This is a genomic window from Nonomuraea sp. NPDC050404 (assembly GCF_040655495.1).
In the GTDB taxonomy this organism is placed as follows: domain Bacteria; phylum Actinomycetota; class Actinomycetes; order Streptosporangiales; family Streptosporangiaceae; genus Nonomuraea.
Map to the genome: position 1 here is coordinate 18,647 of NZ_JBFAKB010000001.1, position 21,972 is coordinate 40,618.

Annotated in this window: 22 protein-coding genes and 3 riboswitches; of the genes, 6 read left to right on the forward strand and 16 right to left on the reverse strand. The window is 71.5% G+C overall.

The features are described from left to right. Positions 1-71: 71 nt before the first annotated feature. Both AB0I81_RS00100 and AB0I81_RS00105 read left to right on the forward strand, forming a co-directional pair. Complete coding sequence (locus AB0I81_RS00100; protein ID WP_360647254.1) at positions 72-1,793, forward strand: ABC transporter ATP-binding protein; 1,722 nt, start codon at positions 72-74, stop codon at positions 1,791-1,793. Continuing rightward, entirely contained in the window at positions 1,790-3,526 is a 1,737-nt protein-coding gene (locus AB0I81_RS00105; protein WP_360647257.1) for an ABC transporter ATP-binding protein, read from the forward strand. Before AB0I81_RS00100 ends, AB0I81_RS00105 begins: the two co-directional genes overlap by 4 nt. Positions 3,527-3,585: 59 nt before the next feature. Here the strand turns inward: AB0I81_RS00105 and AB0I81_RS00110 are convergent, their stop codons facing one another. After that, positions 3,586-3,723, reverse strand: coding sequence for a hypothetical protein (locus AB0I81_RS00110; protein ID WP_360647260.1), 138 nt, complete (start codon positions 3,721-3,723; stop codon positions 3,586-3,588). A 169-nt stretch (positions 3,724-3,892) separates the two neighbouring features. Here AB0I81_RS00110 and AB0I81_RS00115 point away from each other — a divergent pair, with 169 nt between their 5' ends. After that, the gene (locus tag AB0I81_RS00115) at positions 3,893-4,561 is read left to right on the forward strand and encodes a fasciclin domain-containing protein (protein ID WP_360647263.1); all 669 of its coding nucleotides are present in this window, start codon (positions 3,893-3,895) and stop codon (positions 4,559-4,561) included. Between the two features lie 24 nt (positions 4,562-4,585). Here the strand turns inward: AB0I81_RS00115 and AB0I81_RS00120 are convergent, their stop codons facing one another. The 7 genes from AB0I81_RS00120 to AB0I81_RS00150 all read right to left on the reverse strand — a co-directional run bounded on the left by AB0I81_RS00120 (position 4,586) and on the right by AB0I81_RS00150 (position 13,732). Then, a complete protein-coding gene (locus AB0I81_RS00120; RefSeq protein WP_360647266.1) occupies positions 4,586-5,458 on the reverse strand; it encodes an ECF transporter S component in 873 nt (290 codons plus the stop codon). Continuing rightward, positions 5,455-7,059 (reverse strand): ATP-binding cassette domain-containing protein, encoded by a 1,605-nt coding sequence (locus AB0I81_RS00125; RefSeq protein WP_360647268.1) that lies wholly within the window; start codon positions 7,057-7,059, stop codon positions 5,455-5,457. Before AB0I81_RS00125 ends, AB0I81_RS00120 begins: the two co-directional genes overlap by 4 nt. Continuing rightward, positions 7,056-8,249, reverse strand: coding sequence for an energy-coupling factor transporter transmembrane component T (locus AB0I81_RS00130; RefSeq protein WP_360647271.1), 1,194 nt, complete (start codon positions 8,247-8,249; stop codon positions 7,056-7,058). The genes AB0I81_RS00125 and AB0I81_RS00130 overlap by 4 nt, the downstream gene beginning before the upstream one ends. Next, complete coding sequence (locus tag AB0I81_RS00135; RefSeq protein WP_360647274.1) at positions 8,249-9,352, reverse strand: ABC transporter substrate-binding protein; 1,104 nt, start codon at positions 9,350-9,352, stop codon at positions 8,249-8,251. Before AB0I81_RS00135 ends, AB0I81_RS00130 begins: the two co-directional genes overlap by 1 nt. Before the next feature lie 68 nt (positions 9,353-9,420). Then, positions 9,421-10,272, reverse strand: a complete 852-nt coding sequence (locus AB0I81_RS00140) for a hypothetical protein (RefSeq protein WP_360647277.1) — start codon at positions 10,270-10,272, stop codon at positions 9,421-9,423. Beyond that, positions 10,269-13,187, reverse strand: a complete 2,919-nt coding sequence (locus AB0I81_RS00145; RefSeq protein WP_360647280.1) for a hypothetical protein — start codon at positions 13,185-13,187, stop codon at positions 10,269-10,271. The genes AB0I81_RS00140 and AB0I81_RS00145 overlap by 4 nt, the downstream gene beginning before the upstream one ends. A 101-nt stretch (positions 13,188-13,288) precedes the next feature. After that, a riboswitch (adenosylcobalamin (AdoCbl) riboswitch) is annotated at positions 13,289-13,431 on the reverse strand. Positions 13,432-13,555: 124 nt separating this feature from the next. Next, positions 13,556-13,732 (reverse strand): (2Fe-2S)-binding protein, encoded by a 177-nt coding sequence (locus AB0I81_RS00150; RefSeq protein WP_360647283.1) that lies wholly within the window; start codon positions 13,730-13,732, stop codon positions 13,556-13,558. An 80-nt stretch (positions 13,733-13,812) separates the two neighbouring features. Then, positions 13,813-13,933: riboswitch (cobalamin riboswitch) on the reverse strand. Between the two features lie 68 nt (positions 13,934-14,001). Further along, a riboswitch (cobalamin riboswitch) is annotated at positions 14,002-14,212 on the forward strand. Between the two features lie 135 nt (positions 14,213-14,347). On the opposite strand from AB0I81_RS00150, the gene metE reads away from it, so the two are divergent. Further along, positions 14,348-16,648 (forward strand): 5-methyltetrahydropteroyltriglutamate--homocysteine S-methyltransferase, encoded by a 2,301-nt coding sequence (metE, locus tag AB0I81_RS00155; protein ID WP_360647285.1) that lies wholly within the window; start codon positions 14,348-14,350, stop codon positions 16,646-16,648. Positions 16,649-16,939: 291 nt separating this feature from the next. Here metE and AB0I81_RS00160 read toward each other — a convergent pair whose 3' ends face one another. The 3 genes from AB0I81_RS00160 to AB0I81_RS00170 form a co-directional block, all read right to left on the reverse strand. Then, positions 16,940-17,065 carry a hypothetical protein gene (locus AB0I81_RS00160; protein ID WP_360647287.1) on the reverse strand — a complete coding sequence of 42 codons (126 nt, stop codon included), beginning with the start codon at positions 17,063-17,065 and terminating at the stop codon, positions 16,940-16,942. 98 nt (positions 17,066-17,163) lie between these two features. Then, a complete protein-coding gene (locus tag AB0I81_RS00165) occupies positions 17,164-17,484 on the reverse strand; it encodes a hypothetical protein (RefSeq protein ID WP_360647291.1) in 321 nt (106 codons plus the stop codon). A 9-nt stretch (positions 17,485-17,493) separates the two neighbouring features. Next, positions 17,494-17,724: a hypothetical protein gene (locus AB0I81_RS00170; RefSeq protein WP_360647294.1), complete on the reverse strand. Its 231-nt coding sequence runs from the start codon at positions 17,722-17,724 to the stop codon at positions 17,494-17,496. 98 nt (positions 17,725-17,822) lie between these two features. Between AB0I81_RS00170 and AB0I81_RS00175 the strand changes: the two genes are divergently transcribed. Beyond that, positions 17,823-18,098 carry a hypothetical protein gene (locus tag AB0I81_RS00175; RefSeq protein ID WP_360647297.1) on the forward strand — a complete coding sequence of 92 codons (276 nt, stop codon included), beginning with the start codon at positions 17,823-17,825 and terminating at the stop codon, positions 18,096-18,098. Positions 18,099-18,257: 159 nt separating this feature from the next. Here AB0I81_RS00175 and AB0I81_RS00180 read toward each other — a convergent pair whose 3' ends face one another. The 4 genes from AB0I81_RS00180 to AB0I81_RS00195 all read right to left on the reverse strand — a co-directional run bounded on the left by AB0I81_RS00180 (position 18,258) and on the right by AB0I81_RS00195 (position 20,808). Beyond that, positions 18,258-18,695, reverse strand: a complete 438-nt coding sequence (locus AB0I81_RS00180; protein WP_360647300.1) for a hypothetical protein — start codon at positions 18,693-18,695, stop codon at positions 18,258-18,260. Positions 18,696-19,086: 391 nt separating this feature from the next. Then, the gene (locus AB0I81_RS00185) at positions 19,087-19,548 is read right to left on the reverse strand and encodes a nitroreductase/quinone reductase family protein (RefSeq protein WP_360647302.1); all 462 of its coding nucleotides are present in this window, start codon (positions 19,546-19,548) and stop codon (positions 19,087-19,089) included. A gap of 99 nt (positions 19,549-19,647) precedes the next feature. Further along, on the reverse strand, positions 19,648-20,049 hold the full coding sequence (locus AB0I81_RS00190; RefSeq protein WP_360650130.1) for a zinc-binding dehydrogenase: 402 nt from the start codon (positions 20,047-20,049) through the stop codon (positions 19,648-19,650). Between the two features lie 162 nt (positions 20,050-20,211). Next, a complete protein-coding gene (locus AB0I81_RS00195; RefSeq protein ID WP_360647304.1) occupies positions 20,212-20,808 on the reverse strand; it encodes an NAD(P)-binding domain-containing protein in 597 nt (198 codons plus the stop codon). A gap of 150 nt (positions 20,809-20,958) precedes the next feature. Here AB0I81_RS00195 and AB0I81_RS00200 point away from each other — a divergent pair, with 150 nt between their 5' ends. Next, positions 20,959-21,570: a TetR/AcrR family transcriptional regulator gene (locus tag AB0I81_RS00200; protein WP_360647307.1), complete on the forward strand. Its 612-nt coding sequence runs from the start codon at positions 20,959-20,961 to the stop codon at positions 21,568-21,570. Between the two features lie 172 nt (positions 21,571-21,742). Here the strand turns inward: AB0I81_RS00200 and AB0I81_RS00205 are convergent, their stop codons facing one another. Next, positions 21,743-21,874, reverse strand: a complete 132-nt coding sequence (locus AB0I81_RS00205; RefSeq protein WP_360647310.1) for a hypothetical protein — start codon at positions 21,872-21,874, stop codon at positions 21,743-21,745. Between the last annotated feature and the right edge of the window lie 98 nt (positions 21,875-21,972).

The window sequence follows — 21,972 nt, forward strand, 5'->3', positions numbered from 1 at the left end:
ACTCCGCTCGTCCTGACCGGCTGCGGAACCTTCACCATCGCGCGGTGCCGCTCGAACGAGGCGGAGTTGACATGGTGAACCGGACCCTGCTGGGTCTGATCCGTCCGGGGCGCGGCTGGCTCGCCCTCGCCGTACTGGCGGGGGTGCTGGTCTCGGCCACGTACGCCGGGCAGAGCCTGTTGCTGACCGCGGCCGTGGCGCAGGGCGTCGGCGGCGACCTCGCGGCGGCGGTCCTGGCCTGCTGCGCGGCGCTGGCGCTGGTCGCGGTGCGGGCCGTGCTGGTGTGGGGCCGCGAGGTCGCCTCGGCCAGGGGCGCGGAGGTGGTGAAGGCGGCGCTGCGTGATCGGCTCTACCGCCACCTGCTCACGCTCGGCCCCGGCTACGTCGCCGAGGTGCGTACGGGCGGCGTGCTGACCACGCTGGTGGACAGCGTCGAGGCGATCGACCGGTATGTCGGGGTATTCGTGCCGCAGGTGCTCATCTCGGTGCTCGGCGGGCTCGGCATCGTGGCGGTGCTGGCCTGGATCGACCCGGCCGTCGCGGTGCTCGTGGCGGTCACGGCCGTGCTGGCCGCCGCCGCGCCCCGGCTGATGCGCCGCCGGATGCGCGACGGGCTGACCGCGTACTTCAAGGGCTGGAAGGGGTTGAGCGCCGACTACCTGGACGCGGTGCAGGGCCTGCCCGCGCTGAAGGCGGTCGGCGCCGACGAGCGGTTCGGCGCCGGGCTGGCGGGCAGGTCGTGGTCGTTCTACCGGGACTCGCTGCACTTCACGTTCGTCGGGACGGTCTCGGCGGGCTTCGTCGGGTTCTTCGCCGCGCTCGGCACGGCCGCCGCCGTCGGGCTCGGCGCCTGGCAGTACGCCTCGGGCGCGTTGTCGCTGACAGCGGTGTTCGCCGTGCTGCTGCTGTCGCGGGAGGCGTTCCGGCCGGTCACCGAGCTGATGGCGGCCTTCCACGCCGGCCAGGGCGCGCTACCCGCCACGCACGGCATCGCCGAACTGCTCGCCGCCCGTCCCCCGGTCCCCGACACCGGCACCGCGCGGCTGCCGGGCACGCCTCCGGAGGTCGTCTTCGAGGACGTCACGTTCACCTATCCGGGACGGGAGCGGCCCGCCCTGGACGGGGTGTCGCTGCGCCTGGCGGCCGGTCGCACCACCGCGGTGGTCGGGCCGTCGGGGGCCGGGAAGAGCACGCTGATCCGGCTGCTGCTGCGGCACGCCGACCCCGGCGGCGGCAGGGTCCTGTTCGACGGCGTGGACCTGCGGGAGGCCGCGCTGGCCGAGCTGCGCGCCGGCGTGGCGGTGGTCTCGCAGGAGGTCTATCTGTTCCACGGCACGGTCGCCGGCAACATCGCCTACGGGCGGGCCGGCGCGAGCCCTGCCGAGATCGAGCGGGTGGCGCGGGCAGCGCACGCGCACGAGTTCATCGCCGAGCTACCTGACGGCTACGACACCGTGATCGGCGAGCGCGGGCTGCGGTTGTCCGGCGGGCAGCGCCAGCGGCTGGCCATCGCCCGCGCGCTGCTGGCCGACGCGCCGCTGCTGATCCTGGACGAGGCCACCTCCAGCGTGGATGTCGCCGCCGAGCGCGCGCTGGTCCAAGCCCTGGAACGGGTACGGGCGGACCGTACGGTGCTGGTGGTCGCCCACCGGCTGTCCACGGTCGCGGACGCCGACCACGTGGTCGTCCTCGACGAAGGCCGGGTGGCCGAGGCCGCCGCCCCCGACAGGTTGCTCGCCACCGGTGGCGCCTACGCCCGCCTGGTCGCCCGCCAGCAGGAAGGAGCGGCATGACCACCATGACCACCGCCGCCGTACCGTCGAGGAAGGGCGCCCTGCTCACGCTGCTGCGCCCCGAGCGGGCCCGGCTGGCCGCCGCCATCGGCTGCGGGCTGCTCGACCAGGGGCTCGCGCTCGCCGCCGCCCTGCTCGGCGCGGCCCTGATCGGCCAGGCGTTGAACGGCACCGCCGCCACCGACCTGCTGCCCGGCCTGATCGTGCTGGGGGTGCTCGTGCCGCCGAAGGTGCTCGCGGCGTGGGCCGAGTCGTACATCGCCCATGACCTGGCCTTCCGCGTGCTGGCCGAGCTGCGTGACCGCTGCTACCGCAAGCTGGCCGCGCTGACCCCCGGCTACCTGCTGCGCCGCCGCTCCGGCGACATCGGCGCGACCGCGATGGCCGACGTGGAGATCCTGGAGCTGTTCTTCGCCCACAGCCTCACTCCGCTGGTCGTGGCCGCGTCCGTGCCGCCCGCCTGCCTGGTGGCCGCGTTCTGGCTGCATCCGCTGGTCGGCGCGGCGCTGCTGCCCGCCGTCGTGGCCATGGCCACGGTGCCGTTCTGGCTGCGGCGGCGCTCCGCCGCGCAGGCGGAGCGGATGCGGGAGGCGGCGGGCGAGGCCGCGGCGGAGACCGTGGACGCCGTCCAGGGCCTGTCCGAGACGCTCGTCTTCGGCCGTCAGGAGCACCAGGCGGCCCGGCTGGCCGCCGCGACCGAACACCTGAACCTGACCTCGCGGGCGCACCGTTCCCGTGGCGGCGTGGAGAAGGCCGCGGGCGACGCCATCGCCGCGGCCGGCCTGATCGCCGCCCTGCTGGTGGCGCTGGCCCTGGTCAACGCCGGCGCCCTGGCCGCCGGCCAGGTCGTGGTCGTCGCCGTGCTCGGCGCGTTCGCCTTCCTGCCGCTGATGTCCCTGGTCGACACCTGGCGGGAGCTGTCCACGATCCGCGCCGCCGCCGCCCGCCTGCTGCGCATCCTCGACGCGGTGCCGGACGTCACCGAGCAGGCCGCCGGGCCGGTGGACCGGATCGAGCCCGAGGTGACGTTCGAGAACGTGAGCTTCCGCTACGGCGACGGCCTGCCGGACGCCGTGCGCGAGATCTCCTTCACCGTCCCGGCCGGGACGACCGTCGCGCTGGCCGGCCACTCCGGCGCGGGCAAGAGCACCTGCGCCTCCCTGTTGCTGCGCCACTGGGACACCTCGGCCGGTTCGGTACGCGTCGGCGGCCACGACCTGCGTGACCTGCCCTTCGACCAGTTGCGCTCGACCGTGGCCGCGGTGCCGCAGGACACGTACCTGTTCGCCATGAGCGTCCGCGACAACCTCCGCCTGGCCCGCCCCGACGCCACCGACGCCGAGGTGGAGCAGGCCGCCCGCACCGCCTGCGCGCACGACTTCGTCGCGGCCATGCCCGACGGCTACGACACCCTGGTCGGCGAGCGCGGCGCGCACCTGTCGGGCGGGCAGCGCCAGCGGCTGGCCATCGCCCGCGCCCTGCTCACCCGTGCCCCGGTCCTCGTCCTGGACGAGGCCGTCTCCAACCTGGACGCCGACAGCGAGGCCGCCATCGACGAGGCGCTGCGCGCGGCCAGAGGCGAGCACACGACGCTCGTCGTCGCCCACCGCCCCTCCACGCTGCGCGCCGCCGACACGGTCGTGCTGCTGAACGGCGGCCGGGTGGTGGACATGGGCCCGCACGACGACCTGTTGACCCGCTCCCCGGAGTACCGCCGCCTGCTCGCCCGTTGACCCGCTCCCCGGAGTACCCCCGCCTGCTCGCCGTTGACCAGCGCCCACCCCGAGTTTCGTCAGGCCGCTGAGCCCGCGTTCCGGGTCAGGAGCCGGGCGAGAGGATCCATGGCGGCGGTGCTGTCGGCGGGCGGCTTGCCCTGGGCGAGACCCGCGTTGCCTGAGACCGTGATGCCGGTCCGATGACGGTCATCCACCGGGCAACGGCACCCATCCGTCAGGTGATCGGCGCCGAATCCCTGTCATGACCGGTGACGCGTCTTCCCTTCACCGCAGCGGTCCTTCCGAGGTCCTTCGTCGCGGCGCTCGCCCAGCACGGCTGCCTGGCGCGGGACGCCACAGAGCACGAACAAGGAGAAGATCATCATGAGCAAGCGCCTCACCGCCGGTCTGCCCATCCTCGCCCTGGCCCTATCCCTGACGGCACTCACCGCCTGCGCCGCAGGACCCTCCGGCACTGCCATGGCTCCCAAGAGCAGCAGCGCCGCCCCCGCGCCGGACACCAGCGCGCCGACGGCTCCGGAACCCGGCAACGACTCCGCCCCGGAGCCGGCCGCGACGGACGAGCAGTTCGGGATGTCCTGCTCCGCGATGCCCGACGACGGCCAGGGCAGCTTCACCGGCATGGCCGACGAGCCCGTCGCCACCGCCGCCTCCCACAATCCGCTCCTGACCGCTTTGGTCGCTGCCGTGAACAAGGCCGGCCTTGCCGACACCCTCAACGGGGCCAAGAACATCACCGTCTTCGCCCCCACCAACGACGCCTTCGCCAAGATCGACAGAGCCACGCTCAAGAAGGTGCTGGCCGACAAGAAGACGCTGTCGGACATCCTCACGTACCACGTCGTCCCAGGCCGTAAGACCCCCACCGATCTGGAAAGCGGCTCCTTCACCACACTGCAGGGCGGTGAGGTCACCACCATGCGCTCCGACGACGGCTACACGGTCGGCGACGCCACCGTGGTCTGCGGCAACGTCCGCACCCGCAACGCGACCGTCTACCTCATCGACACCGTCCTGGTGCCCCGGAGTTGACGGCCACGACGAACACGGAGCAACCTAGGCCACCGGTTCATCCATGCCCTTTGCGGAGGAACTCCGCGTTGAGAACGTGGGGGCGACGCCGTAGGACGCCTTGCGCGATGCACGGCGCAGTGTGGCCAGGACGGCCGGACCGAGGACGGTGATCGCGACGGTGTTGGTGATGGCGCGGCCGGTGTCCCAGCCCGCGGTTGACGTCAGCAGGGTGAAAATGGCGAAGCGGTGCAGGTTCTCCCATGGGGAATCGCCGGGGACGTAGGAGATGTGGCCGTCGTGGTAGGGGACTTCGGCGCCGGCGATGAACGGCCAGAACCACAGGTTCATCAGAAACCCGAACAGGTACGCCACGGCGATGCCGTAGGCGACCAGCATGGCGATCTCGGCTTTGCCGCTGACGCGGCGCGGCAGCAGCCCGGCGCCCATGCCGATCCACGCTGAGCACAACATCTGGAACGGCAGCCATGGGCCGACGCCGGCGGTGAGGAGCGCGGAGGCGAACAGGGAGGTGCAGCCGAGAACGAACCCGAAGCCGGGGCCGAAGACCCGCCCGGAGAGCACGAGCATGAAGAACACGGTCTCGATGCCGGCGGTGCCGGCGCCGAGCGGCCTCAGTGCGGCGTTGACGGCCGACAGGACTCCCAGCATCGCCAGGGCCTTGGAGTCCATGCCGCCTTCGGACAACTCGGCGAGCACGATGACGATGATGACGGGCAGGATGCCGATGAAGATGAACGGCGCGTCGGGTGCGTGCTGCATGCTCTGCGGCTCGACGCGGACGAGCAGCGGCCACACGAACATCATGAGCCCGATGGCGGATGCCAGCGCCAGCACGAGCATCGAGCGCGGGCCGACCCGGACGGCCTGCGCCCCTCGCGGCGTCAGCGATGTCATCGAGCCTCCGGGGAGAGCGCGGCACGGACGTCGGCGACCGTCAGCCAGTCCGGGCCGAGGATCTTGGCGACCTGCGGCGCGAACGCCGGCGAGCCCCCCAGCACGTCGCGGGCCGGGCCGTCCGCGACGATCTCCCCTTCGGCCATGACCACGACCCGGTCGGCCACGGCCGCGACGAACTCGACGTCGTGGGTGGCGACGAGGACGGCGCGTCCTTCGGCGGTGAGCGTGGCGATGATGGCGGCCAGCGTGGTTTTGGCGTCGTAGTCGAGCCCGCGGGTCGGCTCGTCGAGCAGCATGATCGGCGGTGACGCGGTGAGCTGGACAGCCAGTACGAGCGCGAGGCGCTGCCCTTCGGACAGGTCGCGCGGGTGCGCGGCCGGGTTGATGCCGGGTGCGAGCCGGTCGAGCAGGTTCCGGCACGAGCCGGGCACGGCGTCCGCCTCCCGGTCGGCGGCGGCGCATTCGTCGGCGACCCGGGCGAGATACAGCAGGTCCGCGGCGGTCTGCGGGACGAGCCCGACGAGCGCGCGGGCCCGCGCGCTGGTCAGTTGCCCCGGGTCGTTGCCGGCGACCGTGACGGTGCCGCCCTGGCGCGGTCCCGAGCCCTGCAGCGCCCACAGCAGCGAGGACTTGCCGGAGCCGTTGCGGCCCATGAGTGCGAGTACCGTGCCGGCGTGCAGATCCAGGTCGATTCCGCGGACGGCGACGGTCGTGCCGTATCGGACCGCGATGTTCCGGCTGGTGAGCACCGGCGTCCCGGCTGCGCCGGCCGGGGTGTCCGGGACGGCGAGGAGCGCTTCGCGCAGGGGCTGGGCGCGCCTGCGGGCCTCCCGCACCGACAACGGGAGAGGTTCCCACTCGGCGAGGCGGCCGAGCGCGACGATGGGTGGCCCGATCGGCATGTCGCGGAGTACGGCGGCCGGTGGGCCGTCGACGAGGGTTCCGTCACCTGGCAGGTACAACATCCGGTCGGCGAACGGGACGACGCGTTCCATCCGGTGCTCGGCGAGCAGGACGGTGGTGCCGAGGTCGTGGACGAGCCGCGCCAGTGTCGCCAGGACGTCCTCGGCGGCGGTCGGGTCGAGTGCGGACGTCGGCTCGTCCAGGACCAGGACCGGCGGGTGCATGGTCAGGACCGAGCCGATCGCGACGCGTTGCTGCTGCCCGCCCGACAGCCTGCGCAGGGCGCGGCGGCGCAGGTCGGCGATGCCGAGCAGGTCGAGGGTCTCCTCGACCCGGCGGCGCATGACGGGGGGACGCAGCCCGAGCTGTTCCATGCCGTAGGCGAGTTCCTCCTCGACGGTGTCGGTGACGAATCCGGCGAGCGGATCCTGGCCGACGACGCCGACGAGGTGGGCGAACTCGCGTGGCGGCCGGGAGGAGGTGTCGGCGCCGCCGACCGCCACCCGGCCTTCGAGATGGCCCCCGGTGAAGTGCGGGACGAGCCCGTTGAGCGTACCGAGCAGGGTGGACTTGCCGGCGCCCGTCCGTCCGGCGATGAGCACCAGTTCGCCTTCTCCGATGCTCGCGCCGACGCCTGCGAGGACGGGATCGGGCTGCCCGTGGTACCAGAAGGAGACGTCGGTCAGTTCGATCACGCGGGCACTCTCTCCGGGAGATGTTCGGCCGGGACGTGCTGGAGCTCGGGTGGCGGGGTGAGGAAGGCCGGCAGCGTACCGGCGAGCACCCCGCACAGCGGCTCCCATGACAGCAGCGGCCACGACAACTCGATGAGTGACGGATTGAGGTTCGTCGGGTCCACGCTGGACGTCGCGAACAGCGCGACCGCGACGGCGATCCCGCTGCCGGCAGTGACTGTCTCGGCGAGCCCCCAGCGGTCGGGCCGGTAGCGGGTGCGGTGGACGCGGCGCCCGGCGAGCCGGAACCCGGCCAGCGCCACGGCCAGTCCCGCCGCCAGGACGGGCAGGGCCAGGAAACGGGGTGTGCTGCCGTCGAGGGTGGCGTAGACGCCGACGCACACACCGGCCAGCCCGACGATCATCAGCGCTCCGGTGACGAACCTGGCCTTCGGTCTGGCCTCGCCGGCACGTCCGTACCCTCGGGAGTCCATCGACGCGGCGAGCGACAGTGACCGGTCCAGAGCGTCTTCCAGCACCGGGATGACGATCGTGCGCAGCGCGTGGATCCGCTTGCCGCGGGTCCCGCCGCGGAGTTTGCGGGCCTGCCCGACCCGCAGGACGCTCTCGGCGAGCTGGGGGAACACCGACAGCGCGACGATCACGGCGGTGCCGACCTCGTACAGGGCCGGTGGCATCGCCTTCAGCAGCCGCTTCGGGTTCGCCAGCGCGTTGCCCGCGCCCAGACAGAGCACCATGGCCGCCAGGCGCAGCCCGTCGTAGAGTCCGCCGAGCAGCGACTCGGCGGAGACGTCGCCGAACAGCCGGATGCCGGCCGCCCACGCCGGCAGGGGGATCTCCGGCAGGCTCAGCAGGATCGTGGAGCCCTCCGCGCCGCCGAAGACGAGCCGGAAGAGCACGCGGAAGGTGACGATCATCGCGCCGAGAACGAGGTAGAGGCGGAACGCCATGGCCCAGGGCGCCTCGGCGCGCCGGGCGATCACCATGTGACAGACCACCGCGATGATGGTGAGCAGCAGCCATGGGTTCGTCGTGCGGCTCGCCGCGACGGCCAGGCCGAGCGTCCACGCCCACCAGGCGCCCGGGTGCAGGTCGCGCGGCAGGAAGTAGGCGGCGGAACGCGAGCGCGGCAGGAAGTGGGCGGCGGAACGCGAGCGCGGCAGGAAGTGGGCGGCGGAACGCGAGCGCATCAGGCGTCTCGGGAGCGACGGCGGCGGCGGGCGGTCAGCCAGGTCGCCGCGCCGAGCGCGACGGTCGCGGCCGCTGCCGCCCACGGCGCGTAGTCGCTCGCGCCGGACTGCTCCTTGACGACCTCGGTGATGTCCGGAGCGTCCTGTCCGCCGACGAAGGCAACGTTGTGGGCGGGGTCGTCCGCGACGGATGCCTCCGGCCTTCGGGGCAGAGGGCGCGGCAGGGTGCTGCCGTCCTGCCGGGACGCCTCCTGCGGCGGTGCCGCCTCCCCCGGCTCCTCCCACCGCGTCGGATCCGTGCTCGGGGCATCCTGTACGGCGGGGGCATCCGGGGCCGCGGGATCCCGTGCGGCGGGAGAATCCGGATCCGGACGCAGGGGTGTGGCGGAAGGGCTTGTGCTCGGGGTGGCGTCCACGCGCGGAGGATCCTGCGCGGCGGGAGGGTTCTGGTCCGCACGGGGTGCGGGATCCTGTGCGGCGGGTGGATCCGGGTCCGTGCGCGGGGGGTCCTGGGGAGGGTCGTCGCCGCCCGAGCCGGGCTGGACCGCGCTCGGATCGTTGGTCGTGGGAGCGGGCTCGTCAGGGGTGTCGCACGAGCCGCCCTCGGTTCCGGGACGGACCGCGGCGATCCGCGGCTTCGGGTTGGTCTCGGCGGTGGCGTTCAGGGAGAACGACCAGCCCTCGAACCCGCCCGCGACGAAGTCGCGGTTCTTGACGCCCCACTGGCTGTATTTCCAGGCGCAGTTGTTGCCGGCATGCCAGTACGACCAGTACCCGGCGGCGGGCGGCGTGTCGATGCACGCCTCCATGTAGTTCTCGTTGCCCGTCACCGGGATCTTCTCCACGGCCGACGGCCGGTTCTCGATCCGGCAGATGAACGCCTCCCCCCACCGCTGCACTCCGGCGATCTGGAATCCCGCGCCCTTCAACGCGTCCAGGCCGGTGCCGCGTTCCGGCTGCGGGTTGCAGCGCACGATCGTCGTGCCACCGAGTTGCTGGAAGTCGACGACGACGGTGACACCCGTCCCGTCCTGGCAGAACCCCGGTTTGCCTTTGGACGGGTCGATCATCGCCGATGCGCCGGGCGCCGCCGGGAGAAGCACGCCCAGCATCACGGTGACCGCCGCGAATGCCCGGACGAGCGTTCGCGGACGGCGAAGGGCCGCTCGCTTCATTGGACCGTCAGCGTGGCCGTGTTGTAGACGGTCCCGCCTGCGCCGGTCGCGCGGATCGTGTACGTGTAGGCGCCCTTCGCCGTCGGTGTCACCGTCTTCGTTCCACCCGGGGCCGCCAGCGCGCCCGACCAGGAACCGCCGCCTGCCGCCGGTGCGACCGAGAATGCGGTCAGCGCCGTCGCGTTCGTCGAGGTCCAGGTCAGCGAGGTGCTCTGGCCCAGAGTGATCTTGCGGTCGAGGTCGTTCACGGACAGGCTCACGGTCGGGTTGTCCGGGTTGACCGCGGGGTTGCTCGGGGTGACGCCCGGCGGCGGGTTGCTGGTGGCGGTCTTGTTCAGCGAGAACGACCAGCCCTCGAACCCGCCCGGGATCACGTTGCGGTTGAGCGCGCCGTAGCTGCTGTACGTCCAGGTCGTGCCGGTGCCCGTGGCGTTCCAGTACGACCAGTAGGCGGCGCCGGGAGGGGTGACGACGCACGCCTCGCGGTAGTTCGGGTTGCTGGAGATCGGGATCGATTCGGCAGCCGAGGGGCGGCCCTGCAGCCGGCACACGAACGCCAGGCCCCACTGCGCGACACCCGCCACGCTGATTCCGGCGTCCTGGAGGGCTTGAATGCCGGTGCGCTGGGTACCCGGCGTGGGGTTCGGGGAGCAGCGGGTGAGTGTCGGCGCGGGGGCGCCGCCATTGCCGTCCAGTTCCTGGAAGTCGATGACGACGGTGACGCCGCTCAGGGCGTCGGCGCCGGTGCAGATGCCGTCATAACCGGCGGCGTGCGCCGGTGTCTGCACGGCCACCGTGAACGCGGCGGATAAGACGAGGCCGCAGAGTCCGGCAGAAGTCCTTTTCACGTGGTGGTCCCTTCAGGACGACGGGGTGGGGTCCGGGTCAGGCGTTTGGTCGCGAGCGGGCTTGTGGCCGGTAGGTCGTGTTCGAGGGGGCCCGCTCCTGCGGGCGCCGTCTTGCGAGAAGCGATCCGGCGGCCGGCGTAGCCGAGCCCGGCGGCGGCCACGATCGCGCCGAGCGCGAACAGGGGCCACATCGGCCACGTATCCTCGGCCGGGCTGCGACGCGCGGCCGACTCCTGCTCCTTCAGATACAGGCCGATCGTCACCGGCGAACCGGGAGCGCTCAGCCAGGAGCGCTCCGCCAATCCGGGAGCGCCGGCGATGCTCACCGTCAGGTCGCTTCCGGCTCCGGGAACGCCGGCGATGCTCGCTGTCAGGTTGCTCGCTGTCAGGTTGCTCGCGGCTCCGGACGTGCCGAACCCGCCGTCGGGCAGGAGCAGCGCGCCGAGCGCCCGGGTGGTGTCGCCCGCGTCGAGGCCCACAGCCCGGCGGCCCCCGGCGACGGCCGCGCTCAGCGCCACGTCGACCTGGCCGCCCGACCGCACCAGACCGTCGCCGGAGGTACGGGAGGCGAGCACCGCGGCGGCGTTCTCCAGGGCGGTACGGTGACGTTGTGACCAGCCCGCCGGGGAGTTGCTCACAGAGGGCTTGATCTGGAACGCGACGGGCGCGGCCGGCGCCTGGCCCGCGGCGGCAGGGGTGCTGCGAGGTTCGCCGCTCAGCGCGGTGATCGCGGCGGCGGTCGCGGCCAGGTCTCCGGTCGCGCAGTCCTTGGTGTTGAGGTCCGCCGGGAACGAACCGTCGGAGCATTGGCTCTGGAGGAGCGCCTCAAGCGAAGCCGTGGTCTCACCGGGAGCCCCGCCCGCGGTGATCGCGAGGACGGCCCACGCCTGCCTGCGGACCAGGCCGTCCCCATCGCCATAGACGCCACGGTCGACGAACCGGCCCTGCGCCGTCCTGAGCTGGGCAAGGCTGGCCTTGAGCCGATCGGCGGTCGTCGCGAGGCCGGCGGGCGCGGCCGGCTCGGTCTGGAGGAACCGGGCGATGATCTGCAGTTTCGCCAGCGGCTCGGCATAGGCCGCGGGCCCCTGCTCATACGGCGCGCCGTAGGCGTAGGCCTGGATCGAATCCGGCTGGAGCAGGAACAACGACGCCCGGGTGACGGCCTCCGGCTGCTCGCCCAAGGCGCGTAACGCGAGCACGAGGTCCGCGCTCGCGTCGTAGTCGACGTACGTCTCGCCGTCCTTGGTGACCTCGACGTGGTCGCCGTCCACGAGCCGACCGGCCAGGTAGGCGCCCAACCGTCCGGCCGGGCCGGCGGTGGCGGGCACGGACTGGCCCTGCGGCGGCATCGAAGGGCCGGAGTCCGTGCCGGGCAGCGTCGTGTCGCCGCTCGGGTCGTCGCCGGCCGCCGGACCGGAATCCGGTCTTCGCGGTGTCGGAGCGGACCGCGGTTTCGGTCTGGGAGTCGTCCTGCTCGTCGCCCTGGGCCTGGCGACCGGCTTCGCCGAAGTTTTCCGGGTGGGTGTCGCGTTCGGCCGGGACGTTGCTGTCGCGGTCGCTGTCGCTGTCGCGGTCGTGGTCGTGGTGATCGTGGTGGTCGTCGAATACGTGGTCGTTGAGGTGACGGTGGTCGTCACTGTCGGGTTTGGGGATGGGCTCGCCGTGGGGTTGTCAGTCGGGCTCACCGTGGGGGTGACCGTAGGGGAAGGGCTGGTTCCCGGGTCTTCGCCCGGAGGTGGGACCCTGCCCTGCGAAAGGTCGTGGAAGCCGATCCGGGCGAGTCCGAGCGTGGCCTGGGCACCCGCCCGGATCCACGTGTCGAGCCCGACGATGCCACCGGTCCTCGCGGCCTGGTACTCCTCCGGCGTGTAGGCGATCGCGCCGATCTGGTCGCCGAGTGCGCTGTCCCCGTCCGCCGTGGCCGTCGCCTGGGCGGACTCAAGGTAAGCGGTACCGCGTTGCACCGCGTCGTCGGCGCCGCCCGCATCCACGAGCGCCTGCACGATGAGTCCGGTGCTGTTGGTGTTGGGCGCCTCCGTGCTGACGCCGCCTCCCCATCCGCCTCCGGGCTTCTGGTTCGCCTTCAACCAGGACACGGCCGCGTCGATCGGCCCATCCAGCCCGGTCGCACCCGCGTGCCGCGCGGCCAGCAGCGCCGACAGGGCCATGCCCGTGGCGTCGCCGTCCGGCGCGGACTGGCCGAACGGCTTGCCCTCGTCACACGTCGAGACCTTGGTGCCGTTCGACGTGACATGGTCGCCGGTCTCATCGGTCGGGATATAGCCGAAGAAGATCCGGAAGTAGCCTTCCGAGCACTGCTGCCCTATCAGTGTGTCGATGGCCGGCCTGTCGTTCTCGCCGACGCCCGCCAGCCCGATCACGCCGAGGGCCTGCCCGAACACGTTGGCGTTGTTCGAGACCGAGTCCGCCAGGTCGGGGTTCTTGGAGTAGTCGCTGACGCGCCCCTTGTCCGGACCCGACCGCATGATCGCGCCCTGGGTCTCCGCGACCATGTCGTGGCCGCCGAAGTTGCGCGGGTCCCGTCCGGCGACCTGGGCGGCCACCAGCACCTTGGCCGTGGCCCCGCCGACGATCACCGCGTCGTAGCCCATGCCGGGCACCAGGCCGTCCCAGGTGAAGTAGTCGCTGGCATGCCGCTCGTCGTCCAGGTACCGGACGATGGGTTCGGCGAGTTCGCCCTCCCCCGCGGCTCGCAGGGCGTACAAGGTGTCGATCATGAGTCCGTGATCGGGTAACGCCCCGCCGAGCGGGTTCTGTAATGTCCCGTCGGCGCCGAGTTGACGGGACAGCCAGCGCGCGCTGTTGCGCGCGGCCTCCGCATCAGCAGCCGAAGCGGCCGTGACAGGGCCGAACACCATCGTTGCCGCCACGATGCCGGCTACAGCGGACAGCACCGCGACAGTCGACCGCCAATGTCCAGGAAAGGTGTGATCCACGCCTCGTCCTTTTGCGCGAACAGCAAGGAGAGGACGATATGGACCCGCCGGCCAACCGTGTCCACCTCTGCTACTCGCGACAGTGGTCTGACATAACTCGTCCGCAGGATGGACCCGACTTGTCACCTTTGGTGACCTACGGTTGCGCGACAGTGCCGGACTTTGACCGGCTTCCTCGCTGCGGACGACAATATTCACTTAGGGTTAAACGGGTTGAATCGTAACAACAAGCCTCGAATCCGACAAGGGGTCATCCGATGTCCGGCAGATTTCGTGATACGTCGGAGCGCGGATAAATGGCGGCATTATTCTTCTGACGGTGTCACTCATAGGGTGTCACCGCGCTCTCCGACGATCCGCGCCCACTGTTCCCGGCGTGCCCGATCGGGAATGAGCGCGCAGTCGCCGCACTTGCCGCCGTCGGGGAGCAGGTAGTAGAGGCAGCAACCGCGCCGCACGAAGAACGGGTGACCCGGCGCGGGTTCGGCGAGTTCGCCGGTCACACGCCACTTCGTCGATCTTCGCCGCTAGCCCACGAGAGCCCGTCAACAGCTCCGGCAGCGGGCGCCACTCCGTCCCGCCCGGCTCGTCACAGTCGGTCGGCGCGTGCTCGCAGTGGCGGGACCGCGCCGGAATCACACCGGCTTCCCCGTTCCGCCGTCGCCTGCATGATGCAGTTGGCCACAGGCAGAGCTGCCCGGTCGCGTGACCGGCGAAACCGGGAGTGTCCCGCCATCCGGACCCGTTGTCGCGTAAGAGGCGTCCGCGCTCTAGGGTGGCCTTTGCAGTCGGTTCGCCCTGTCCGCCAGGCAGGCGCGTCGCAAGAGGGAACCCGGTGGGAATCCGGGACTGCCCCGCAGCGGTGAGTGGGAACGACCGCCGTCACCAGCACTCGGCCCCCAGCGGCCCGGGGAAGCGACGGCCACTAGGAACAAGCAGGGCGCCCACGAGTCCGAAGACCTGCCACTGCCCGCGCGCGACCTCCGCGCGCGGCGACGTCGACGGCCTCGAGGGCGGGCCGGGCGGACCCACGGGCATGTCTTCGTGTCCGCGCTGTGGTCGCGCCTTCGCTCCCGGGAATCCGCCGAGGTCTCTCGTGACTCGCGAAGGAGAGTTCCGTGGCCGATATCTCCGCCACTCCCACCGTGTACGGCTACCCGCGTCAAGGACCGGACCGGGAGCTGAAGAAGGCCGTCGAGGGCTACTGGGCCGGGCGCGTCAGCGCGGCCGAACTGAGCTCGGTGGCCGAGACGCTGCGCCGCGACAACTGGCGCCGCCTGACCGACGCCGGTGTCGCCGAGGTGCCCACCGGCGACTTCTCGCTGTACGACCACATGCTGGACACCACCGTCATGGTCGGCGCCATCCCCGAGCGGCACCGCGCCGCGGTCGCCACCGACGCGCTCGACGGCTACTTCGCCATGGCGCGCGGCACCCAGGACATCGCGCCACTGGAGATGACCAAGTGGTTCGACACCAACTACCACTACCTGGTGCCCGAACTCGGCCCCGACACCACGTTCACCGCCGACCCCGCCAAACAACTCGGCGAACTGCGTGAAGCCTTCACCTTGAACCTGGAGGCGCGCCCCGTCCTGGTCGGCCCGGTCACCTACCTCCTGCTGGCCAAACCCGCGCCAGGTGTCGATCCCGGTTTCGAGCCGCTCAGCCTGCTGGAGCGGCTGCTGCCCGTCTACGCCGAGGTGCTGGCCACGCTCTGGTCCGCCGGAGCCACCTGGGTCCAGCTCGACGAGCCCGCCCTCGTGCAGGACCAGCCGCAGGCCGTACTGGACGCCGCCGCTGCCGCCTACCGGCACCTCGGCGAGCTGACCCAACGGCCCAAGCTCCTCGTCGCCACCTACTTCGACCGGCCGGGCGAGGCCCTGCCGGTGCTGGCCGGCGCGCCCATTGACGGGCTCGGGCTCGACTTCACCGCTACCACGGCAGCGGAGCTGAAAGCCATCGGCGGCCTGCCCGGCAAGCGGCTGATCGCCGGTGTGGTGAACGGCCGCAACATCTGGATCAACGACCTGGCCAGGTCGCTGAGCACGCTCACCGCACTGCGCGACCTCGCCGGCCGGGTGGACGTGGCCGCCTCCTGCTCGCTGCTACACGTCCCCTACGACGCCGAACTCGAGACCGGCCTCAACCCCGAGGTCGCCCGCTGGCTGGCCTTCGCCCGCCAGAAGAGCGCCGAGATCGTCACCCTCGCCCGCGGCCTCGCCGGCGCGGACATCTCGGCCGAGCTGGCGGCCAACCAGGCCGCCCTGCAGGCGCGCGCCACCTCCCCGCTCACCCGTGTCCCGTCGGTACGGGCCCGCGCCGAGGCCGTCACCACTACCGACACCCGCCGCGCCCAGCCCTACGCCGAGCGCGCCGAGGCCCAGCGCGCCCGGCTGGGCCTGCCGCCGGTGCCCACGACCACGATCGGCTCGTTCCCGCAGACCGCGGAGCTGCGCGCGGCCCGCGCCGACCTGCGGGCCGGCCGCATCGACCAGGCCGCCTACGACCAGCGCATGGAGGCGGAGATCCGCACGGTGCTCGCCTTCCAGGAGGAGGCCGGCCTGGACGTGCTGGTGCACGGCGAGCCCGAGCGCAACGACATGGTGCAGTACTTCGCCGAGCAGCTCGACGGCTACGTCGCCACCCAGCAGGGCTGGGTCCAGTCCTACGGCAGCCGGTACGTGCGCCCGCCCATCCTGGCCGGCGACATCTCCCGCCCCGAACCGATGACGCTGCGCTGGACCGGCTATGCCCAGTCGCAGACCAGCCGCCCGGTCAAGGGCATGCTGACCGGCCCGGTCACCATGCTGGCCTGGTCGTTCGTCCGCGACGACCAGCCGCTGGCCGACACCGCCCGCCAGGTCGCCCTCGCCCTGCGCGACGAGGTCGCCGACCTGGAGGCGGCCGGCACGGGCGTGATCCAGGTGGACGAGCCCGCACTGCGCGAGACGCTGCCACTATGCGCCGCCGACCGGCCCGCCTACCTGGCCTGGGCTACGGAGGCGTTCCGGCTGGCCACGGCCGTGGTGCGGCCGGAGACGCAGATCCACACGCACATGTGTTACGCCGAGTTCGGCGAGATCCTGGCCGCCATCGACGACCTCGACGCCGACGTGATCAGCCTGGAGGCGGCCCGCTCACATATGCAGGTCGCCCACGAACTGGCCGAGGCCGGCTACCCGCGCGAGGTCGGGCCGGGCGTCTACGACATCCACTCGCCCCGCGTGCCGAGCGTCGCGGAGGCCACCTCGCTGCTGCGCAAGGGCCTGGACGCGATCCCCGCCGAGCGGCTGTGGGCCAACCCCGACTGCGGCCTGAAGACCCGCGGCTGGCCCGAGGTGCGCGCCTCGCTGGAGAACCTGGTGGCCGCGGCCCGGGAGATCCGCGCCGAGGCCACCGACTTCAAGGCCGGCTGACGCCCCGCCCGCGTCCGGCACCCTTCCCGGGTTCCGGACGCGGGGTCGCTCCATGCGACCGCCGAGCTCATGAGGTGTCAGCTCATGAGGTGTCCCCGGACTCTCCTACGATCCGGCCCGCTGCTCACGGCGTGCCTCATTTCGAGCCCCGCACGTTCTTTGGCCCCCTGCCGCGGACCAGGATGAGGTGGGGAGTGTCGCTGCCTGGGCGGGTGGTGACGTGGGCGTCGACGCCGAAGACGGCGGCGGCCCGGGATTGCCGGCGGTCGGACCGGCGCGCCAACACGTGCATCAGGAGCCCTTCTCGGATGGTTGATCAAGATCTGCCGGTGATGGCCGGGCGGTGAGGAGCCTCGTGCCGAAGGCGGCGATCACGGCGGCCAGCACGGCGAAGCCGGCGGCCGAGGCGAACATCACGACCGTCCCGCTGCCCGCGTCGACGAGCGCCGCCGCGACGAGGTTGCCCAGGGCCGAACCGGCGAAGGTGGCCGTGATGCCCCAGGCGAAGGCCTCGGTCAGGGTTCCCTCGGGCGCGCATCGGCCGGTGAGTTCGCCCGCGCGGCGGCCCGGTCGATCAGCAACCCGGCGTCGGCCAGCGCCGAGACGGCTTCGTGCACCGAGCCGAGCTCGAACTCGCCGAGCTGCGCGGCCACCTTCTCGGCCGTCAACCAGTCGGTGAAGTGTTCCAGCGGCGCCACCGCCTGGGCGTCCACGGCGACCGCGTTGTCGGTCTCGGTGTCGGTGGAACGGCTTTCCAGGTAGTTCTCGGCCGTCAGTTCTCCGTCGTGCCAGTAGATCATCAACGTTTGTGCCCGTCGGTACTCCGGCTGTGTCACGCACGCTCCCTACGGTCCGTTGTCGGTGGTGAGGTGGGTGCGCGCGGCGAGTTTCGCCGCCACGTGCGCCGCCGTGGCCACGCTCGGACACCTCGCCGGCGGAGGCTCCTTCGACCCGGCGGCGGCGGCACTGGGCGGTTTCCTGCTCCTGCTGCTGCCCGCGCTGGCCCTGACCGGACGTGAACGCTCGCTCGCCTCCATCCTGCCCGCGACGGCCGCGTCGCAGGTGATCCTGCACACGCTCCTCACGTGGAGCGCGGAGCGGCAAGCGGCGGCGCATCACGAGGCGATGGCCGGGATGGTCCACGTGCATCCCACCGCGTCCACCGGGGTTCGGGATGCTGCTCGTGCACGCGGCGAGCGTGCTGCTCACCTCCGTGTGGCTGCGTTGGCTGGAGGAAGCCCCGTGCTCGCTGGTGCGGCAACTGGCCGGGTGGGCGCTGCGCCCGTTGCTGGTGCTGTGGTTCCTGTCAGCCGAAGCGATCACCGCCCCATCGCGATCCATCGCGCGTGCGCGCCGGGCTGAGATCGCGCGCATCCGGCTGTTCCTGCGCTACGTCCTCGTGCTCAGGGGACCTCCCGGAGGCCAGGCCCGGCCCGTGGTGGTCGCGTGATCTGGTGATTCCGATCCGATTCGACCCACAGAGAGCACGTACTTCATGAGGAATTCCGCAGGCTGTTGGTGACCACGAACACCGACGACAGGGCCATGGCGCCACCGGCGTTGAGCGGGTTGAGCAGTGTAACTGCCCCAAATCCTCATCCGTCGAGTGTCAGGCATTTTGTTTTATGGACAGATCGGTTTGGGCCTCGTGACAGTGGCATGGTTCTTTCCGTTCGAGCGGCCGATATTCGGGGAAAGTCGCCTGCCCGCGTCCCACGATCCGGCCGGCGCCGTCGCGGATCACGGCGTCGACCGTCTGGCGCGAATGCTTGGTGGCATCTCCTGGCAGCGGGACGAACACGACGGGAACGGGTGAGGCCGGGGCCGGCGTGGCGCGCATGACAGGCAGCTCGCCCTTTTCACACATGCCGCGCCGGTCGCACACCTCGTATGTGCGCCCCTGCACCGCGACTGTCCCCTCCATCAGGAGTTGCACGCCGCTTCCCCCACAAGGCCCGCACTGCACCTGAGCTGAGCAGGCGGTCAGCAACGCAGTCGCGCCGGCGATCAGCAGGGCGGTGAGAGGTGAGGGCGGGGCGGCGGTCATGGTCGGCTCCGGAAGTACGCGGGGTGGTCCGCGCCCTGGCAGAGAACGCGGACCCGGACTTCATGGTTGGTCGCAGGCTATTCCGGCCCACAGTCCGCATGGGAGTGGTGTGACCGTGGCACTTCGCGCCGGAGACCCCGCTCACCGACGAATCGTGGACCGAGGGCGTCACGGAGGTGGCCCGCACTGACGCCAAGATTTCGATTCTCGGGGGCGAGGTGGTGAGGCTCGGACCGCGCACGACTTCCGCCGCACGCTCATCGGCGAACCACTCGACTCCGGCGCCGACCTGGCCGCCGCCCGGGCCCCGGTGGGCCACGCGAACCCGACCGCCACCGCCCGCCACGACCGCCGGCCCGCCGCCAAGCCCGGGCGCCCGTGGCGCGTCCGGTCAGCTCTCGGTGGGTTCGAGCAGGATCAGCGGCACCTCGCGATTGCCGGCCTCGACGGCCCGGGCGCGAAGGTCGGCGAAAAACGGGTAGAGCTCGTCGGTGTAGGCCAGCCAGTTCTCCCGCTCCGCACCTTCGGCCACCCGGGCGGTCATCAACCGGCGATCGGGACCGTCCTGCAGCTGCACCGTCGGGTGCGCCACGAGGTTGTGGTACCAGCTCGGATTGCGAGCCTGGCCGCCGGCCGCCGCGCCGATGGCGTAGACACCGTCACGCTCGATGCGCATCAGGGCGACCTTGCGCAGCTTGCCCGAACGGGCGCCACGCATGGTCACCACGACCAGGGGGCCACCCTCCATCGTCGCGCCTTCGCGGCCATCGGTGCGCTCGTAGAGCTCGACCTGACCGCGGGTCGTCGCGTCGGCACTGGGGACGTATTCACCGTCGAGCAGATCCGTTGTCATGTCAGAAAGTTCCTTTCATTGGGGTGGCGTTTTCACGCGCGGCCGTGGATGTCGCAGCCGGAACCGGCGGGACGGTGGAGCCGAACACGTTCACCGGCTTCAGCCGGTTACCTGGATCACGGTCTTCCCGATGGTCCGGCCGCTCTCGGCGAGGGCGTGCGCCGTCTTCATGGTCTCGGCGGTCAGGCCCCCGAGCGTGGTGGTGGTGACGATCGGGCGCAGCCGACCCGCCGCGACGTCGTCCGCTTCCCGGGCGAGGATCCGGCCCTGGCTGCCGGCGTCACCGCCGGCCACGAGCTTGCTGAACACCATCTCGCTGTGCAGCGACAGTGACTTTCCGGTGAGGGCCCCCGGGTCGAAGGGGCCGGTGAGGTCGCTGGAGGCCAGGTGGCCGAAGGGGCGCAGTACCTCGACGATCGCCCCCAGATGGCCGCTGGTGCCCGAGGCCGAGAACACCAGGTAGACGTGGTCGATCCCCGCCGTGTGGAGCTGTCCGGCCAGGTCACCGCGGTGGTCGACGCCGCTTCACCCGGGTTGATGCCGATCGCACGGACTTCGACCAGCAAGTCACCGTCGCGTAGCCGAGGTTCGGCGACCTCGGCCAGGGTGATGGCGAACGCGTCGAGCGTGTGCGCTTTCCCGTACGCGAGTGCCTTCATGGCTTCATTCCTGTCTCAGGGCGTGCAGCGCCGAGAGCGGCCCGCCGATCTGCATCAGGCGGCCGCCATCACGCAGCGTCCCGGCGTCGACCGGCGCGAATCCGAGGGCGTCGGCGACGGTGTGGAAATCCGCCTTGGCGGCCTCGTCGTCACCGGCGTAGAACAGCAGCTGCCGCCCTTCCGCGTGCCGGGGATCGGCGGCGATGTACTGGGCGTGGAGGGTGTTGAAGGCCTTGACCACGCGCGCGCCCGGCGCACGATCGGCTACGAACTCACTCGCCGTCTCCACCCCGAGATCGGTGACGGCCGGCAGCATCGACTCCGTGTTGTTGGTGGTGTCGACCAGGATGCGGCCGTCCCATTCGGGCAGCCCGGCCAGCGCGTCACCGACCTGCGGCCACATCACGGTGAGGAAGACCATGTCGGCGGCGGCCGCTTCGTCGGCCGTGCCCGCGCTCGCGAGCGGCCCCAGCCGGGTCACGACGTTGAGCAGCGTGTCCGGGCCGCGGCTGTTGCTGAGCGTCACCTTGTGGCCGGCCGTCACGAGGTGGCCGGCGATGGCCTGCGCGACCGTCCCGGCGCCGATGGTTCCGAAGTTCATGACCGTCCCTTCAGTCTTTGATGACGTCCGCCATCATAATTTATGATTGTGGACGTCATCATTAACTGTCAAGCCTGGACTCGTCCGTGCGCTCCCGTTTTGATGATGAGTATCATCAGGAGAGACGAGCTCGCCGGGAAGGTGGTCGACGTGCCCCGCATCACGCAAGAGCAGAAGCGGCTCAACCACGAGAAGATCGTCAACGCGGCCGGTGCGGGATTCCGGCTGCGCGGCATCGACGGCATCGGCATCGAGGAGCTGATGAAGTCGGCAGGCATGACGCACGGCGGGTTTTACAACCACTTCGCCTCGAAGGACGATCTCGCTCTCGAAGTCCTCCGCCAGGGCTTCGCCGACTCGCTCGAGGCGCTCGACGCCATCCGCGAAGCGCATCCCCGCTCGGCGCGCGCGGCCCTGCACGACATGGTCGACGGGTACGTCAACGCCGAGCACCGCGACCACCCCGAGATCGGCTGCGCCTCGGCCGCCCTCGTATCCGACGCCGGCCGCCACGGCGCCGCCGCCCAGGCCGCATACCGGCGCGGGCTTGACGGCTACTTCGCCACCATCACCGACATGCTGCTCGACCGCGCACGCCAGTCCGGCACCGAACTCACTCCCGCCGAAGCCCGCGAGCGCGCGGTGGCGCTGTTCAGCCAGATGGTCGGCGCGCTGATCCTCTCCCGGGCGATCGCGGACGCCGCCCCGGACCTGTCAGACGAGGTGCTGACGGTCAATCGGCGGCGGCTCAAGAAGCTGTGACCGACGTCGTTCCGGCCGCCCCCGGCGGAGCGAGTCCGGCGTCGAGCAGCGGCCCCGCATGGGGCCGTCGGCGTTTGTGTCGCTTCCCGATGAAGATCGCCAGCCGTTGGATCGCGTAGCACCTGACCTTGCCGATGCGGATCGTGGAGTGGCCGTACTTGAAGTACGCCGCCTACCCGCGCAGGAAGGCGTCCAGCTCCTGCACGACCGCATCGACCGACATCCGGTCCGAAGAAGCGCTGGTGAACACCAGCGCCACGCGATGGCCGGATGCTGATTCGGCCCCCGAATCAGGAGAGGCCATGACGTACCCGCCGCACGGCAGGACGCTCCAGCCGAAGCCGGCGGGGCCCTGCCTGCGAGATTTGTGAGATGGGGAAATATCCGGCGAGGATTCTGTCA